We start from the raw sequence: 14,747 nt of genomic DNA on the forward strand, positions 1-14,747 counted from the left end.
AGCGAGCGGGGCGGTAGGAGAGGCGACACATGGATCCGTTGAGCACCCTGTGGGAAACGTTCTTCGACTGGGACTCGATGCGCGAGGCGCTGCCCGAGATGCTGACCGTCGGGTTGCCCAACACGCTGATCCTGGCGGTCTCCGCCGCTCTGCTCGGCTCGGTGCTGGGCCTGCTGCTGGCCGTCGCGGGGATCTCCCGCAGCCGCTGGTTGCGCTGGCCGGCGCGGGTCTACACCGACGTGTTCCGGGGGCTGCCGGCCGCCGCGACGATCCTGCTGATCGGCGTCGGGTTGGCCCCGCTGGGCATGCAGGTCTGGGGACCGGACCCCTACCCGTTGGGCATCCTGGCGCTGTCGCTCATCGCTGCCGCGTACATCGGGGAGATCTTCCGCTCGGGCATCCAGTCGGTGGAGGCCGCCCAGTTGGAGGGCGCCCGGGCGCTCGGCTTTTCCTGGGCCGACGCGATGCGGCTGGTGATCGTCCCGCAGGGCATCCGGCGGGTGCTGCCGGCCTGGGTGAACCAGCTCATCGCGCTGATCAAGGACTCCAGCCTGGTCTACTTCCTCGGCCTGGTGGCCAGCCAGCGGGAGCTGTTCCGGATCGGGCAGGACTACGCGGCCACCACCGGTAACGAGTCGGCGCTGCTGCTGGCGGGGCTGTGCTACCTGGCGTTGACCGTTCCGTTGACGCACGTCGTCAACTGGATCGACCGCCGGCTGCGCAACGGTCGGCCGGCCACCGCGCCGACCGAAGAGGACGACGACACCGCGCCGTACGCGATGGAAGGAAATCGGCGATGACCACCGCCACGACGACCTCGGTCAGCCTCGACGTACACGATGTGCACCTCGCCTTCGGACCGAACCGGGTGCTGCGCGGCGTCGACCTGTCGGTGCCGCGTGGCGCGACGGCCTGTGTCATCGGCCCGTCCGGGTCGGGCAAGTCCACACTGCTGCGCACCATCAACCGGCTGATCGAACCGGACCGGGGCGACGTGCTGCTGGACGGGCGCAGCGTGCTGGGCGACGACCCGGACGCGCTGCGGCAGCGGGTGGGCATGGTGTTCCAGCAGTTCAACCTCTTCCCGCACATGAGCGTGCTGCGCAACGTCACGCTGGCGCTGCGCCGACTGCGCAAGCTCGGTGAGGACGAGGCGGACGCGCTCGCCCGCGCCCAGTTGGAGCTGGTGGGGCTTGCCGGCAAGGCGAACTCCCGACCGGCGCAACTCTCCGGTGGTCAGCAGCAACGGGTGGCGATCGCCCGTGCGCTGGCGCTGCGGCCCGAGGTGATGCTCTTTGACGAGGCGACCTCGGCGCTCGACCCGGAGCTGGTCAAGGGTGTGCTCGGGGTGATGGCCGACCTGTCCGCCGCCGGAATGACCATGGTGGTGGTGACCCACGAGATGGGCTTCGCCCGGCAGGTCGCCGACACCGTCGCCTTCATGGACCGGGGTGTGGTGCTGGAGGCCGGCCCGCCCGAGGCCGTCTTCGAGCGGGCCGAACATCCGCGGCTGCGCCGGTTCCTCGACCAGGTGCTCTGAGCCGCGCGGGCGCGCGCGGTGGCCGACGGTCACTCGTTGGGTTCGCGCCCCAGCAGCCGGATCTCCTCGTTGTCCAGCGCGGACTGGAGTTCCTGCAGCACCAGGTCGTCGATCTCCCGGTTGTCGCGCAGTCGGGTGACCTCCCGCCTCTTGTGCGCGAGGACGCCGAGGCGCAGTCGCCGTTCCAGCCGACGCTCATCGGCGATGGTCCCACCGCTCTCGTTGAGGTCCTCCAGGTGCCGCTGGTACTCGGCCTCCAGCCGACGCACCGAATCACCCTGGACACCGATCTCCGCGGCGACCTGCGGGAGGGCGGCCAGGCCCGCCTCGGCGGCCCGCCGCCGGGCGTGCCGGGCCTCGTCGACGCGTCCCGGGTCGCCGCTGAGCCCGGCCCAGCGCACCACCAGCGGCAGGGTGGTGCCCTGCAGGAGCATGATCAGCACGATCACCAGCGCGGTGACGAAGATGATCAGGTCGCGTTCGACCACCGGCCGGCCATCCACAGTCATCGTCGGGACGGCCAGGGCGGCGGCGAGCGACACCGCACCCCGGAAACCGGCCCAGCCCCCGACGGTCCCCACCCGCCAGCCGGAGGGACCTCGACCGACGTCGTCCACCATCCGGCGGCGGCGCAGTCGCGCCGACTGCGCTGTGACATAGATGAAGAGCAGCCGGGTGGCCACGACGACCACCGTGACCACCAGCGCGATCAGCAGCGCTCGCTGCGGCGACGTGCTGGTGATGCCCCGCACCGCGCGGGGAATCTGCGTGCCGAGCAGGACGAACAGGCCACCGTTGATCAGGAAGGTGGACAGGTCCCAGAACGCGAACGCCAGCACGCGGGACCGGGCGCGGATCACCCGCGGGCCGGCGTAGGACAGCACCAGGCCGGCGACCACCACCGCCAACACACCGCTGGCGTGCACCGAGTCGGCGAGCAGGAAGGCGCCGAACGGGGTCAGCACGCTGAGCGCGCCCTCGCGCAGCGGATCGTCGAGCCGTTTGCGGACCAGCACCACGGCGGCCCCCACCAGCAGACCGGCGACCACACCGCCGACGCTGGCGCCGACGAACTCCTCGCCGACGCCGAACACGCCCGGCTCGGCGCTCTGGCTGAGCAGACCCACTGCCACCGCGAAGACCACCAGCGCGGTGCCGTCGTTGATCAGGCTCTCCGCGTGCAGGGTGGTGAGCAGCTTGCGGGGCAACCGCTTGGCCAGACCGGTGACCGCGGCGGCGTCGGTCGGCGCGAGGACCGCGCCGAGCACCCAGGCAGCGGCGGGGTTCACCCCGAACGCCTGCGCGGCGTACGACACGGTGACCATGGTGAGCACCACCAGCACCACGGCGAGCATCCCGATCACCGGCAGGTTGGCGCGGATCTCGCGCAGGCTGATGGTGAGGCTCTCCCGGTACAGGATCGCCGGCAGGAAGATCAGCAGGACCAGATCCGGTTCCAGGGTGACCTCGGACAGCGGCGGCGTGAACCCGAGCAGCACGCCCAACGCGATGAGCAGGACCGGCGGGGCCACCCGGTACCGACCGCCAACGGTGGTACCGACGAGCACTGTGACACCGAGCACCACGATCAGGACGAGCGCCTCCACGCCTACCCCCTCGGACCATGGCCGACGGCGGACGCGCCGGTGGCTCCATCTGACCGCACCGGTCGGTGCGTTCCGGCGGAAACCGGCAAGTTGTGGTGGTCGCGGGTGCGGATCAGGCCCCGGCACGGGCGCGGGCGGTCACCGCACCGGCCGTACGACGGTGTTCGGCCGCCTCCTCGTCCCGGCCCAGGGCGGCGGCCAGGTCGGCGAGGTGCCCGGCCACCGGTCCGACGGTGAGCACCCCGCTGCCCGCTGCCAACTCGTCGGCCGCCGGCAGCAGTTCGGCGTGGACCCTGGTCATCGTGGCCCGGTCGCCGAGCACGCGCGCCGCCCGACCGACGAGGCAGAGCCGTACCTCCCGCAGCAGGTCGTGCGGTCCCTCGGGAAGGGCCCGCAGGGCGGCCGCGGCGGCGTCCCGTTCACCGGCGGCGAGCAGCAGCAGTGGTCGGACCCACGGTTCGTGCGGACCCCAGTCCACGTCTGACCGGTCGTCAGCGCCGGTGATCAGCCGATCGGCACCGCCGGGCCCGGTGGCCGGCCAGTCGGTGCCGATGGTGTCGGCCAGCCGAAGGCCGAGCAGTGCCAACGGGAGCAGGCCCCGGGTCAGCCCCGGCATGCCCTCGGCGCTCGTACGGTCGGCTGCCGAGGCGTACGCCCGCGCTGCCGCCGCCGAGTCGCCGTCGAGCGCCAGCCGCAGTGCGGCGTACCACCTGGTGAAGACGCCGACCAACGGCAGCTCGTACCGCTCGGCGAGATCGTCGGCGGCGCGCGCGTGGGTGTCCGCGCCGGGCCGGTCGGCCAGCGCGCAGCTGGCCTGGACCAGGACGAGGTGACCAAGCACCTCGAAGGTCACCAGCTGGTGCCGGACGGCCAGGTCGACCAGGTCGACGCCGATCCGGGCCCGCGCGCCGGCCAGACCGACGCGGTCAAAGGAGTGCATGAAGCGGGCGTTGAGCGCGAAGGCCACCAGCCCCGGATCGCCGACGCTGCGGGCGATCGCCTCGGCCTCGTCGGCGGCACGGCGGCCACGATCGGTGGTGGTGCCGCGCAGTTCCAGCGCGAGGGTGCTCAGCAGCCGGCTGCGCTGCGCCGAGCGGACCGGGCCGAGCGCTGTCAGCGCGTGTTCGGCGGCCCGGACGATGTGCCCGGAGAGCACGTCGTCGTCGTTGCGCGTCCAACTGGCGGGCACGTCGAAGCCGGCCAGCGCCTCCTGGATCAGCTGGGGGTCGCCGGTGGACTCGGCGGCGGCGATCGCCTCGGCGCGCCGTCGCCGCGCCTCGGCCAACCGGCCCGTCACCGCCAGCGCCCGCCCCAGGCCGAGCAGCGCGGTCACCCGCCCGCCCGGCTCGACCCCACCGGCGCGGTCGTACGCGTCGATCGCCTGACCCCACAGCCGAGCCGCCTCATGGGGGTTGCCGCCCCGTTCGGCCCGCTCGGCCGCCACCCGGGCGTACCTCGACGCCTCAGCGGCCGCGACCGGCCCACCGGCGCGCAGCAGGTGGTACGCGAGGGCCGCCGGTTCGACGGGTTCCCGCTGTCGCAGCACCTCGGCGACGGCAGCGTGCCAGGCGCAGCGACGCGACGCGGACAGGTCGGCGTAGAGCGTGTCGCGAACCAGGATGTGGGTGAAACGCAGCCGCCCGTCGGGCTCCCGCTCGCTGAGGAATCCGGCTGCCAGGGCGCGGTCCACGGCGTCCAGCACCGCCGCCGGGTCACCGGCCAGCACGCCCAGCACGTCCGGGTCGAGGTCCCGGCCGAGCACTGCCGCCTGTCGCAGCACGGTACGGGTCGGGGCGGGCAGCTGCGCCAACCGGTGCCGGATCACGTCGCGTACGCCGGGCGGCACGGCGGCCAGCCCCGACTCCCCGGCGGCCGCGTACAACTGGGCCAGTTCGCGGACGAAGAAGGGGTTACCGCCGCTGCGGGTGTGGATCGACCGGGCGGTGGCCTGGTCCAGTTCCGCACCGACGATGGCGCCGGCCAGCTCACCGGTCGCCGACACGGGCAGGCCGGCGAGGTACTCCCGGACCGGCTCCAGCCCGGCGGCGCGGGCCAGGGTGGCGGTCAGCTCCGGGCTGATCTCGGTGGCCCGGTAGGTGCCGAGGATCAGCACCGGCCCGCTGGCCGGTTGCGGGCCGGTGAGCAGCGCGGTCAACAGGTCCAGGGTGTCACCGTCGGCGCGGTGCAGATCATCGAGGACCAGGAGGACCGGCGCTCGGTCGGCGACCGCCGTGAGCAGCGACGCCACCGCGCGGTGCCGGCGGAACCGCACCGTGGCGGGGTCGGCCGGTTCCGTCGGGTCGTCTTCCGGGTCGACGGTGACGACGGGGGCGTTCGGCCCGGCGAGCGCGTCGGTGATCTGGGTCCAGGGCCACGCCGGCGGGGCGCCCTCGTACTCCGGGCTGCGTCCCCACGCCGTGGTCCAGCCCTGGGCGGCGAGTTGCCGGGTCACCGCCTCGGCCAGCGCCGTCTTGCCGGCGCCCGGGTCGCCGCTGAGCAGGGCGAGTGTGGGCTGGTGGCCCCGGGACGCGGCCTCGGCGGCGCGCCGCAGCCGCTCCAGCTCGGCGTCGCGGCCGACGAACGGGCGCTGCCCGGCCGCGACGGGGCCGGGGGCGACCGGCCGGTCGACCGGTGGGGTGAGGTGCGGGGCCTGGGCCAGGATGTCGGCTTCCAGTTGTCGCAGCTCGGGCCCCGGGTCCACGCCCAGCTCGGTCACCAGGACGTGGCGGGCCTCCCGCAGCGCGGCCAGCGCGTCGCCCTGCCGGCCGGCGCGGTAGCGGGCCACGGCGAGCAGCCGCCAGGCGTCCTCGCGCAGCGGATAGCTGGCCAGGTGTGCCGGTAGGTCGGCGGCGGCCTCGTCCGGTCGGCCCACCGCCAGCAGCGCCTCCGCCCGCCGCTCGACGGCGAGCATCCGCAGCTCGTTCAGCCGGTTGATCTCCGCAACCGCCCAGGACTCGTTGGCGCAGTCGGCGTACGCGGGCCCGCGCCAGAGGTCGAGCGCCGCGTCCAGCGCGGCCAGGGCCGGTGTGGGACGGCCGGCCGCCAGCAGGTCCGCCGCCTCGCCGACGGCGGCCTCGAATCGTCCGGCGTCCACCGCGTCCGGGGCGACCTTCAGCACGTACCCGGGTGGTTCGGTGACCAGGATCCGGGGCGGCTGCCGGGGTGGTCGATCGGGCTCCAGGGCCCGGCGCAGGTCGGCGACGAACGTCCGGATGGCGCCCACCGCGCCGTCCGGTGCGACCTCCCACAGGTCGTCGACGAGGCGCTCCACCGGCACCACCCGGCCGTGGGCGATCAACAGCCGGCCCAACACCAGGCGCTGCCGATGGCCCCGCAACGGGACCGGGCCGTGCTCGGTCGCGGCGATCACCGGCCCGAGTACGCCGAAGGTCACCGCGACGGGCGCCGTCAGCTGCCTGGTCATGGCACCACAGTAGGCGGGCGGCCCGGCCGGCACTGATCGGACGCTGACCGGCTGCTGATCACCGGCGGGCAGGCTCGACGAGGTACGACGGCGAGGGGCCACCGCCCCCGCCGGCACTGCTCACCGGGAGGTTTCCCGTGGACCCCAGGATCAACGGATTCGACTACCGCCGCGTCACCGTCGCCGACGGGGTGACGCTCAACGCCGCCGTGGGCGGCTCCGGGCCGGCGGTCGTGCTGTTGCACGGCTTTCCGCAGACCCACCTCATGTGGCGGCACGTCGCGGCCGACCTGGCCGCCGACCACACTGTCATCTGCCCCGACCTGCGCGGCTACGGCGACAGCGACAAGCCGCTCGACACCGACGGCACCGGGTACGCCAAGCGCACCATGGCCGCCGACATCGTGGCGCTGGCCGGCGCGCTCGGTCACGATCGGTTCGCGTTGGCCGGGCACGACCGGGGTGCCCTGGTCGCGTTCCGGGCCGGCCTCGACCACCCGGCGGCTATCAGCCAGCTGGCCCTGCTCGACGTGCTACCCACCCTGGACATGTGGGACGTGCTGCACGGCACCAGCGCCGCTGTCGCGTTCCACCTGTACCTGATGGCGCAGCCGCCCGGCCTGCCCGAGAAGTTGATCGCCGGCAGCCCGGACGCCTTCTTCGGTCACTTCCTGGACATCTGGACCCGTGACCCGGAGGCCCTTCCGGCGCACGTGCGGGCCGCGTACCTGCGGGCGTCCCGCGAGGCGGTCCCCTCGATCGTCGCCGACTACCGGGCATCGGCCGGGATCGACGTGGCGCACGACTCCGCGGACCGGGCGGCCGGCAACCAGCTGCGGATGCCGGTGACGGTGCTCCAGCAGGACTGGGGCGCGGCGCTGGGCTACGACGCGGCGGCGGTGTGGCGGGCCTGGGCGCCGGACCTGGAGCACCAGACGGTCAGCTGCGGACACTTCATGGCGGAGGAGGCCCCGGCCGAGGTGCTCCGGGCGGTGCGCGCCCTGCTCGCGCGTTGACCGATCGGCGACCCGGTCACCCCACTGTCACCCTCGGTAAGATATCCGACACCGACCGTCGGCGAGGTGGTGGAACGACCGGGTCGCCGCCTGCCGCGCACATGCCGTCCAGAGGCCTCTGAAATGCGCCCTGACCTGCGGTAATACGACGTTACGCCAGGTGGACGACAACCGGTCATCGGTGCTACACAGGCAGATAACGGCAGCCAACGACGTCTGGTCGCTCCATACTTCTCGCCCAACGACCGTCAGCAGGCAACGCACGACTGGGGGCCTCGCCGCACGGATCGCTGCTCGACAGCGCGACCCACCCAACGGCACTGGTCCGCCGGCCACTGCCGGACGTCGGTCCTGGACCAAGGAGTTGCCGTGGGAAACCTCCGTATCCGATCCCGCCACCAGCCGTACGAGATCGCTGTCCTGGCCGCGGCGCCGCTGTGCGGCGTGCTGATGCTGACCCTCAACGTCCGTCCGACATCAGTTCAGACGTCCATGCCGGCACCCATCCAGGTCGCCTGGGAACTGGGTCTGATCGCGGTGGGCGTGGGTGGGCTACTGGGCATCGTGTGGCCCGGCCGGCTCTCCACCGGGCTCGGCCTCGAACTCGCGTCGGTGCTGGTGCTCGGCACGATCACCGGCATGTACGCGGTAGCCGTACTGGTGATGTCCGGCCGGAACTCCCTCGTCGCGACCTCGTTCGTGATGGCGGTCACTGTGGGATCGCTCTGGCGAGCCGCGCAGATCGCCATCGACCTGCGTCGCCTGGCCCGCGCCTGCGAACTCGTCACCTACGAACAGTTGCGGACAGGTGTCACGTGAACACCGCACCCCCGCCAGCCGCACCGCAGTGGGTGCAGGTGGCGCTCAGCGTGCTCGGCATCCTCGGCGGCGGCACCGGCCTGGCCGCGATCGCCGCCGTCGTGGTGCAGCGGGGCAAGTTCAAGGCCGATGCCGCCGACACCCTCACCGAGGCCGCCCTCACCCTCGTGCAGCCGTTGCAGACCCGGATCACCCAGTTGGAGGGCGAGGCGCTCAGCGCCCGGTCCGAGCTGGGCACGCTCCGCGAGCAGGTCAACCAGTTGCAGTTCGTGGTCCGGGTGCTCACCCGGACCCTGGACCGCTGGCGTGCCGCCATCCGCGCCCCGGACGCCACGCTGCGGAAGGTCCGCGCGACGGTGGCGGAGTCCGACCGGATCCCCGAGATGGACCGTTGACGCCGACGCGGCCCAGCGCCGCCCTCGCGCCCGGCGCAGCTCAGCGCCGTCGGCGTCCGGCGCAGCTCAGCCCGCGGCACGTAGGCGTGCGATGAGCTCGTTCACCGCCGCCCGGAAGTCGGGGTCGGTTTCCCCCGGATGATGCCCCCGTAGCGCTGGCGCAGACCGCTCCCCCGGTGCCGGCAGCAGCTCCGTCGGGTCCCGCAGCCGCCGGTCGACGTGGTTCGCCGGATCGGCCGGGTCCGCAGGCGGATCGCCGGGCCGGTGTGCGGCGAAGACCCACCCGCCGACCGGGTCGGTGTCCCGCCAGAGGTTGAGCCACCGCCAGCCGACCCGCTCCCCCACCTCACGAAGCATCTCCTCGTTGAAGTAGGCCGGAAAGAGCCGGGCGTACAGGCGGTCCAGCGGTGACCCGTAGGTGAGCAGGGCGACCCGTCGACCTACCTGCGGGGGCAGCCGCAGCACCGCGAGCGCGAGCAGCGCGGACCCGTGGCTGTGCCCACAGAGCAGCACCCCGACGTGACGCTCGGCGAGCTGGCTGATCCGGTCGGCCAACTCCGGCACCGCGCGGTCGGCGTAGCTCGGCGGCGCGAACGGGTGCGCGGCCCGGGGCCAGAAGGTGCCCAGGTCCCACAGGATGCCGACGTGCCGACGGAACCAGTTGGTCCGAAAGGCGAACACACCGCCGGCCAACAGCGTGAACGCCAACGCGGCGATGAGGTAGCTGCTCCCGTTGAGCCCCATCTCGATCACTCCGGCCGGCAGCCCGAGGAACTGCCGCGCCAACTCCTCCGGATCACGCCCGGTGCCCCCCACCAGACTCGTGGTCAGGCCGACCACGCCGAGCGCCGCGTACGTGACGGCCAGCAGACCCCACCACTCGGTGAACCGGGCCCGGGCGACGGTCTTCGTCGTCAACCGCAGCCGACCGACCGCCTCCGGCGCTACGTCCGGGAAGTCGCGGGCGGTGATGGCCGCCGCCGCCCGCAGCCGACGCCGCCGGGACACGACTGTCATCACGGCACACAGCAGCGCCGCCGCGACGAAGTGCAGGAAGAAGGCCAGCAGCGTCCAGCGGTACGGCAACGGTGGCCCCCCGTCACCGCGGTAGCCGCCGAGCAACTCCCCGCTCTGGTAGACGAGGTCGGCGGAGAGCCCACCGGCCAGTCCGACGGCGATGGTGGCGAGGACCGCCGCCCCCAGACCACCGGGCAGCGCGGACCGGCCACCCACCCGACCGTGTTGCCCCAGCACCACCCCGCTGAGCAGCACCAGCAGGGCCATCTGGCCGAGCAGTGCCCCACCCGCGATTCCGCCGTAGCCGGGCAGCCCGGTCGCCGGCGCCCAACCCCGCGGGTCCGCCGCCACGGCGGCCAGGGTCGCCGCGCACAGGCCGGCCGCCGTGCGGGCGGTCCAGCTGGCCGTTCGCGTGGTCGTCGGCCGGTCGATCACTCCCGGAGCGGCGAGCAGCCCGACGCAGGCCAGCAGTACCGCCGCGTTGAGCGCCAGCAGCAGCGTCGTCCCGACCGTCGCGCCGCCGACGCGGCGGGCCGTGAGCAGCACGAGGTCGAGTACGGCGAGCGCGGCGGCGACATGGATCGCGCGCAGCCGGCGCACCAGCGGCTCCATCGCCCACAGTGGGTGGTCGGTCGGGCCGGACCAGCGGGTACCCAGTAGGCGCAGGAGCGCCACGGCTGCGATCGGCAGGAGCGCCAGCACGGCCAGCCGCTCCCCGACGTGCCGGCCGTCGAGTCCGGCCATCGTGTCGAAGGGCGGGCGGCACCGGGCCGCGCCGAGACAGCGCCAGGCGATCAGGTCGAGGGCGACCCCGGCGACGGACACCACGTACAACACGGTGAGGTTGAGTGCGAGGAGCCGACACAGCACGTCGACCCCGGCTGCGCGGTGGCGGCCCGTGGGTCGCATCCACACCGCCACGTTGCCGAGCATGAACGGCAGCAGGAAGACCATGGCGAGGGTCCGACCGACGGTGCCGGAGGGCAGGTCACCCCAGCGGTACGCCTCCAGCGTCACCCCGCCCGGTTCGGCGTCGTCCGATCGGGCGTCACGGTGGAAGCCCCCGCTGTCGTCGCCCGCGACCTGCCGGACCTGCGGCCGGTCGAGGATGACAGTGGGGTCGCCCCCGGACACGCCGTGCACCCGCAACTCCACCACGTCGGGTCGTCGCGGCTGGTCGCCGTGCTGTCGTCCCTGCTCGGTCATCGGGGCCGCTGTCCGTGTCGCAGCTGGTCGGGCACGCCACTCTCGCCGGATCGCCGGACGGACCGCCACAGCCCCGGCATCGCGTCGAACATCACCCAGAGCAGCAGGGCGACGATCAGCGGGGCCCGGTCCGAGTCTTCCCGCCGGAGCAGCAGCCGTCCCGGGAGCCTGCCCGCCATCGCCATCCTTCCCCGGCCGCAGCTGCCACCGCCGACCCAGTCGTACCACCCGGACGGCCGGGCCTGGGCGGGTTCCGCCGAGCCCGGGCGTCGCGGTCAGCGGCCGGTGCCGACGCCGCGCCGCGCGATGAGGTCGGACGCCACGGTCCAGAGCCGCTCGGCGTTGCCGGGGTCGACGGCGTAACCGGCCACGCCGCTGTAGTCGGCCGGCCGCTCGCTGACGATCGGGGCCTCGGCGCAGTCCTCGAAGTAGCGACCCCCGACCCCGTCCAGCAACGGGGACGCCGCGAGCAGCACCGAGGTCGCCGCGCCCTGTTGCGGGGTCTTCTGCCGTTCCTTCGGCGTACGCAGGCCGCCGGTGTGCTTCTGCAGGCCGGTGGCGATGGCGCCCGGGTTGAGCGCGTTGGCGTGGATGCCCTCGCCCGCCCAGCGGCGGGTGGCTTCCACGGCGAGCAGCGCCTCGGCGCTCTTGGACTGACCGTAGGCCAGCAGCGGGTCGTACGGCCGGAACGCGAAGTGCAGGTCGTCGAAGATCACCGGGGAGAAGAGGTTGCCGCTGGAGCTGACCGACACCACCCGGGCGCCGCCGGCCGCGGCGAGGGCGTCGTGCAGGCCGACGGTCAACGCGAAGTGCCCCATGAAGTTGGTGGCGAACTGCATCTCCCAGCCCTCGGCGGTGCGCTCCAGCTCGGGCAACGCCATGATCCCGGCGTTGTTGACAAGGATGTGCAGTGGCTGGTCCCAGTCGGCGACGAACTGGCGTACCGACTCCTGGTCTGCCAGGTCCAGCGCGCGGACGGTGACCCGCCGCGCGCCGATGCTGGCCGCGATGTCGGCGGCGGCCTGCTCACCCGCCGCGACCCGGCGGACCGCGAGCACGACGTCGGCGCCGGCGGCGGCGAGCGAGCGCGCCGTCTCGACGCCGATTCCGGCGGCGCCGCCGGTGATAACGGCCCGCTTGCCGGTCAGGTCGACCCCGGCGAGGACCTCGTCGGCGGTCGAGGCGAAACCGAAGGGGGTGGTGATGTGCTCTGTCATTGCTGTCCCGTCTCTCGATCACGCTTACCCCGACACTGTCACCCCGGTGACCGGGGCTAGCCGGTTCCCTGTTTTTCCTGGTAGTGACAGGACCAGGCTGGGCGGCCGGTGGCTGCTCCTACGATGGGCGGGTGAGCACGGCCGGCCCGCTCGGCGAATACCTGCGTGCCCGGCGCGAGCTGATCGGGCCGGGTGACGTCGGGTTGCCCGCGCACGGCCGTCGACGGGTCCCCGGCCTGCGGCGGGAGGAGGCCGCCCTGCTCGCCGGCATCAGCGCCGACTACTACCTGCGGTTGGAGCAGGGGCGTGACCGACACCCGTCGACCCAGGTGGTCGAGGCGCTGGCCCGCGCGCTGCTGCTGGACGCGGACGCGGCGGCGCATCTGCACGGCCTGGCCCGGCCGGTGCCGGCCCGCCGTAGGGCGCGACCGTCGGAGCGGGTGCCGGTGGGCATCCGGCAGTTGGTCGGTTCGTGGGCCGAGACGCCCGCCTTCGTGCACGGGCGGCACCTGGACGTGCTCTTCGCCAATCCCGTCGCGACCGCGCTGGCACCGATCTTCACCGCCGGGGTGAACCTGCTGCGCGCGGTCTTCCTGGACCCCAGCGTGCCCGCGCTCTACCCGGCTCTGACGGTGGTCGCGGCCAACGCGGTGGCCGGCCTGCGCGCACAGGTCGGCCCGGAGGTGGACGATCCCCGCCTCGTCGAGCTGGTCGAGGAACTGTCGGCCGGCAGCGAGCGGTTTCGGCGGTTGTGGGCCCGGCACGACGTCACCGCCCGGGCCGGCGGTGGGGTGCGGGTGTTCCAACACCCACAGCTTGGCGAGTTGGCGCTGCGCTACGAGAAGTTGGCCATCAGCGGCACCACCCAGTCGCTGGTGATCTACCACGCCGAGCCGGGCAGCCCGTCGGCGCGGTCACTCGCCCGGCTGGCCCGCAGGGTCGGCAGGGCGGCGGACCGGGGCGCGTCGCGCTGACCCGCACCGGGCCGGGCTACCGGTTGGCCGCCCGTTCGGCGACCACCACCGAGATGCCGTCGAGGACGCGTTGCAGACCGAACTCGAACGCGTACTCCGGGCCGTACGCGGCGCCGTGCTGCTGGCCGGCCGCGGTGCCGACCCGCGAGGCGATCGGGTAGGCGCCCGCCGTCATGAACCGCTCCAGCCAGGGCGCGTGCGACTGCCACCACTGGCCGTCGGTCATGCCGGTCTCGCGCTCCAGGTCGACCACCTCGGAGGCGGCGCGCGCGGCGCTCTTCACGTGACCGAGCACGAGGGTGAGCACCGCGTCGACCTCGACATCGGTGAGCCCGATGTCGACGATCGCGGCGAGCTCGTAGTCGTACTTGGCCATCAGGTGCGGGCCGAGGACCGGTCGGGTCGTCTCGGCCCGCAACATCCAGGGATGCCGCTGGTAGAGCGCCAGGTTGTCGCGGGCGATCCGCTCCAGCCGGGTGCGCCAGTCGCCCTCGACGGCGGGTCGCGGCATCTCGCCGTACGCGGTGTCGATCATGACGGCGACGAGTTCGGCCTTGCCCGGCACGTAGGTGTAGACGGACATGGTGCCGACGCCCAGCGCCTCGGCGACCCGGCGCATGGTCAGCGCGTCGAGCCCTTCGGTGTCGGCGATGTCGATCGCGGCCCGGACCACCCGGTCGACGCTGAGCGCCGGGCCGGCGCTGCGGCTGGTCGGCTCCCGGGTGCGCCAGAGAAGGGCCAGGCTGCGGGCCGGGTCCGCGGTCGCCTTACGCTCAGTCGCCATAGTCCCGCCATGCTAACCGCCGGTGCCGTACGTCGTACCGGCAGCGGGGCCAGCGACGACAGCGGGGTGGGAGGGTTTCTCGGGAACCCTCCCACACCGAGCGGTCGTGCTCAGAGAAGTCGGATGGCGTCCCACTGCCAGGAGGCGCTGGCCGGCACGGTCAGGCTGCCGGTGAACGCCCCGAACCCACCGCTGGTGTTCGCCAGCGCGGTGTGCATGGTGATCGACCCGTCCGCCTGGCAGTACATCGCCGCGAGGTCGGTGCGGCCGTCGCCGTTGTGGTCGCCCGTGATGCTTCGGAACGAGTCCCACTTCCACGAGTTCGCCGGGAGCTTGTAGCTGCCGGTGAACGTGCCGAACCCGCCGCTGGTGGTGCCCAGCGAGGTGAACAACTCGATCGACTCGTCCTTGTAGCGGTAGAGCATGCCGGCGTCGTCGCGACCGTCACCGTTGAAGTCACCGGTGGTCAGGCGGATCGCGTCCCAGTACCAACCCGCACTCGCCGGGACGGTCAGGCTGCCGGTGAACGCCGCGAAGCCACCGCTGGTGTTCGCCAACGCGGTGTGCATCGTGATCGACCCGTCCGCCTGGTAGTACATGGCGGCCAGATCCGAGCGCCCGTCACCGTTGTAGTCACCGGCGATGGTCCGGAACGAGTTCCACTTCCACGAGTTCGCCGGGATCTTGTAGCTGCCGGTGAACGTGCCGAACCCACCACTGGTGGTGCCCAGCGAGGTGAACAACTCGA

General features: G+C 73.2%; 13 protein-coding genes. 6 read left to right on the forward strand and 7 right to left on the reverse strand.

Annotated elements, in window-relative coordinates; genetic code table 11:
* Nucleotides 1–29 precede the first annotated feature (29 nt).
* Nucleotides 30–800, forward strand: a complete 771-nt coding sequence (locus ACX27O_RS21950; RefSeq protein WP_458940003.1) for an amino acid ABC transporter permease — start codon at nt 30–32, stop codon at nt 798–800.
* Entirely contained in the window at nt 797–1,540 is a 744-nt protein-coding gene (locus tag ACX27O_RS21955) for an amino acid ABC transporter ATP-binding protein (protein ID WP_458940004.1), read from the forward strand. The genes ACX27O_RS21950 and ACX27O_RS21955 overlap by 4 nt, the downstream gene beginning before the upstream one ends.
* A gap of 29 nt (nt 1,541–1,569) precedes the next feature.
* Here ACX27O_RS21955 and ACX27O_RS21960 read toward each other — a convergent pair whose 3' ends face one another.
* Nucleotides 1,570–3,147: a Na+/H+ antiporter gene (locus ACX27O_RS21960; protein WP_458940005.1), complete on the reverse strand. Its 1,578-nt coding sequence runs from the start codon at nt 3,145–3,147 to the stop codon at nt 1,570–1,572.
* Between the two features lie 112 nt (nt 3,148–3,259).
* Nucleotides 3,260–6,571, reverse strand: coding sequence for a BTAD domain-containing putative transcriptional regulator (locus ACX27O_RS21965; RefSeq protein WP_458940006.1), 3,312 nt, complete (start codon nt 6,569–6,571; stop codon nt 3,260–3,262).
* A gap of 137 nt (nt 6,572–6,708) precedes the next feature.
* On the opposite strand from ACX27O_RS21965, the gene ACX27O_RS21970 reads away from it, so the two are divergent.
* From ACX27O_RS21970 to ACX27O_RS21980, 3 genes are all read left to right on the forward strand, one after another.
* The gene (locus tag ACX27O_RS21970) at nt 6,709–7,587 is read left to right on the forward strand and encodes an alpha/beta fold hydrolase (RefSeq protein WP_458940007.1); all 879 of its coding nucleotides are present in this window, start codon (nt 6,709–6,711) and stop codon (nt 7,585–7,587) included.
* Nucleotides 7,588–7,956: 369 nt separating this feature from the next.
* Nucleotides 7,957–8,406 carry a hypothetical protein gene (locus ACX27O_RS21975; RefSeq protein ID WP_357644794.1) on the forward strand — a complete coding sequence of 150 codons (450 nt, stop codon included), beginning with the start codon at nt 7,957–7,959 and terminating at the stop codon, nt 8,404–8,406.
* Nucleotides 8,403–8,801 carry a hypothetical protein gene (locus tag ACX27O_RS21980; protein WP_357644792.1) on the forward strand — a complete coding sequence of 133 codons (399 nt, stop codon included), beginning with the start codon at nt 8,403–8,405 and terminating at the stop codon, nt 8,799–8,801. The genes ACX27O_RS21975 and ACX27O_RS21980 overlap by 4 nt, the downstream gene beginning before the upstream one ends.
* A gap of 66 nt (nt 8,802–8,867) precedes the next feature.
* Here ACX27O_RS21980 and ACX27O_RS21985 read toward each other — a convergent pair whose 3' ends face one another.
* The 3 genes from ACX27O_RS21985 to ACX27O_RS21995 all read right to left on the reverse strand — a co-directional run bounded on the left by ACX27O_RS21985 (nt 8,868) and on the right by ACX27O_RS21995 (nt 12,241).
* Complete coding sequence (locus tag ACX27O_RS21985; protein WP_458940008.1) at nt 8,868–11,024, reverse strand: hypothetical protein; 2,157 nt, start codon at nt 11,022–11,024, stop codon at nt 8,868–8,870.
* The gene (locus ACX27O_RS21990) at nt 11,021–11,203 is read right to left on the reverse strand and encodes a hypothetical protein (protein ID WP_210865477.1); all 183 of its coding nucleotides are present in this window, start codon (nt 11,201–11,203) and stop codon (nt 11,021–11,023) included. Before ACX27O_RS21990 ends, ACX27O_RS21985 begins: the two co-directional genes overlap by 4 nt.
* Nucleotides 11,204–11,299: 96 nt before the next feature.
* Complete coding sequence (locus ACX27O_RS21995; RefSeq protein WP_458940009.1) at nt 11,300–12,241, reverse strand: SDR family NAD(P)-dependent oxidoreductase; 942 nt, start codon at nt 12,239–12,241, stop codon at nt 11,300–11,302.
* 131 nt (nt 12,242–12,372) lie between these two features.
* Here ACX27O_RS21995 and ACX27O_RS22000 point away from each other — a divergent pair, with 131 nt between their 5' ends.
* The gene (locus ACX27O_RS22000; RefSeq protein WP_458940010.1) at nt 12,373–13,215 is read left to right on the forward strand and encodes a helix-turn-helix transcriptional regulator; all 843 of its coding nucleotides are present in this window, start codon (nt 12,373–12,375) and stop codon (nt 13,213–13,215) included.
* 16 nt (nt 13,216–13,231) lie between these two features.
* On the opposite strand, the gene ACX27O_RS22005 is transcribed toward ACX27O_RS22000, so the two are convergent.
* Nucleotides 13,232–13,999 carry a TetR/AcrR family transcriptional regulator gene (locus tag ACX27O_RS22005; protein ID WP_030335913.1) on the reverse strand — a complete coding sequence of 256 codons (768 nt, stop codon included), beginning with the start codon at nt 13,997–13,999 and terminating at the stop codon, nt 13,232–13,234.
* 110 nt (nt 14,000–14,109) lie between these two features.
* Nucleotides 14,110–14,747: FG-GAP repeat domain-containing protein (locus tag ACX27O_RS22010; RefSeq protein WP_458940011.1), on the reverse strand; the 638-nt coding region annotated here is incomplete at its 5' end.

The sequence above is a fragment of the Micromonospora sp. SD19 genome (assembly GCF_054462275.1).

Bases quoted from the DNA above. Each gene is read 5' to 3' on its own strand.
- ACX27O_RS21995 (WP_458940009.1), bottom strand. From the start codon at position 12,241: ATGACAGAGCACATCACCACCCCCTTCGGTTTCGCCTCGACCGCCGAC.
- ACX27O_RS21955 (WP_458940004.1), top strand. From the start codon at position 797: ATGACCACCGCCACGACGACCTCGGTCAGCCTCGACGTACACGATGTG.
- ACX27O_RS21985 (WP_458940008.1), bottom strand. From the start codon at position 11,024: ATGACCGAGCAGGGACGACAGCACGGCGACCAGCCGCGACGACCCGAC.
- ACX27O_RS22005 (WP_030335913.1), bottom strand. From the start codon at position 13,999: ATGGCGACTGAGCGTAAGGCGACCGCGGACCCGGCCCGCAGCCTGGCC.
- ACX27O_RS21990 (WP_210865477.1), bottom strand. From the start codon at position 11,203: ATGGCGGGCAGGCTCCCGGGACGGCTGCTGCTCCGGCGGGAAGACTCG.
- ACX27O_RS21965 (WP_458940006.1), bottom strand. From the start codon at position 6,571: ATGACCAGGCAGCTGACGGCGCCCGTCGCGGTGACCTTCGGCGTACTC.
- ACX27O_RS21950 (WP_458940003.1), top strand. From the start codon at position 30: ATGGATCCGTTGAGCACCCTGTGGGAAACGTTCTTCGACTGGGACTCG.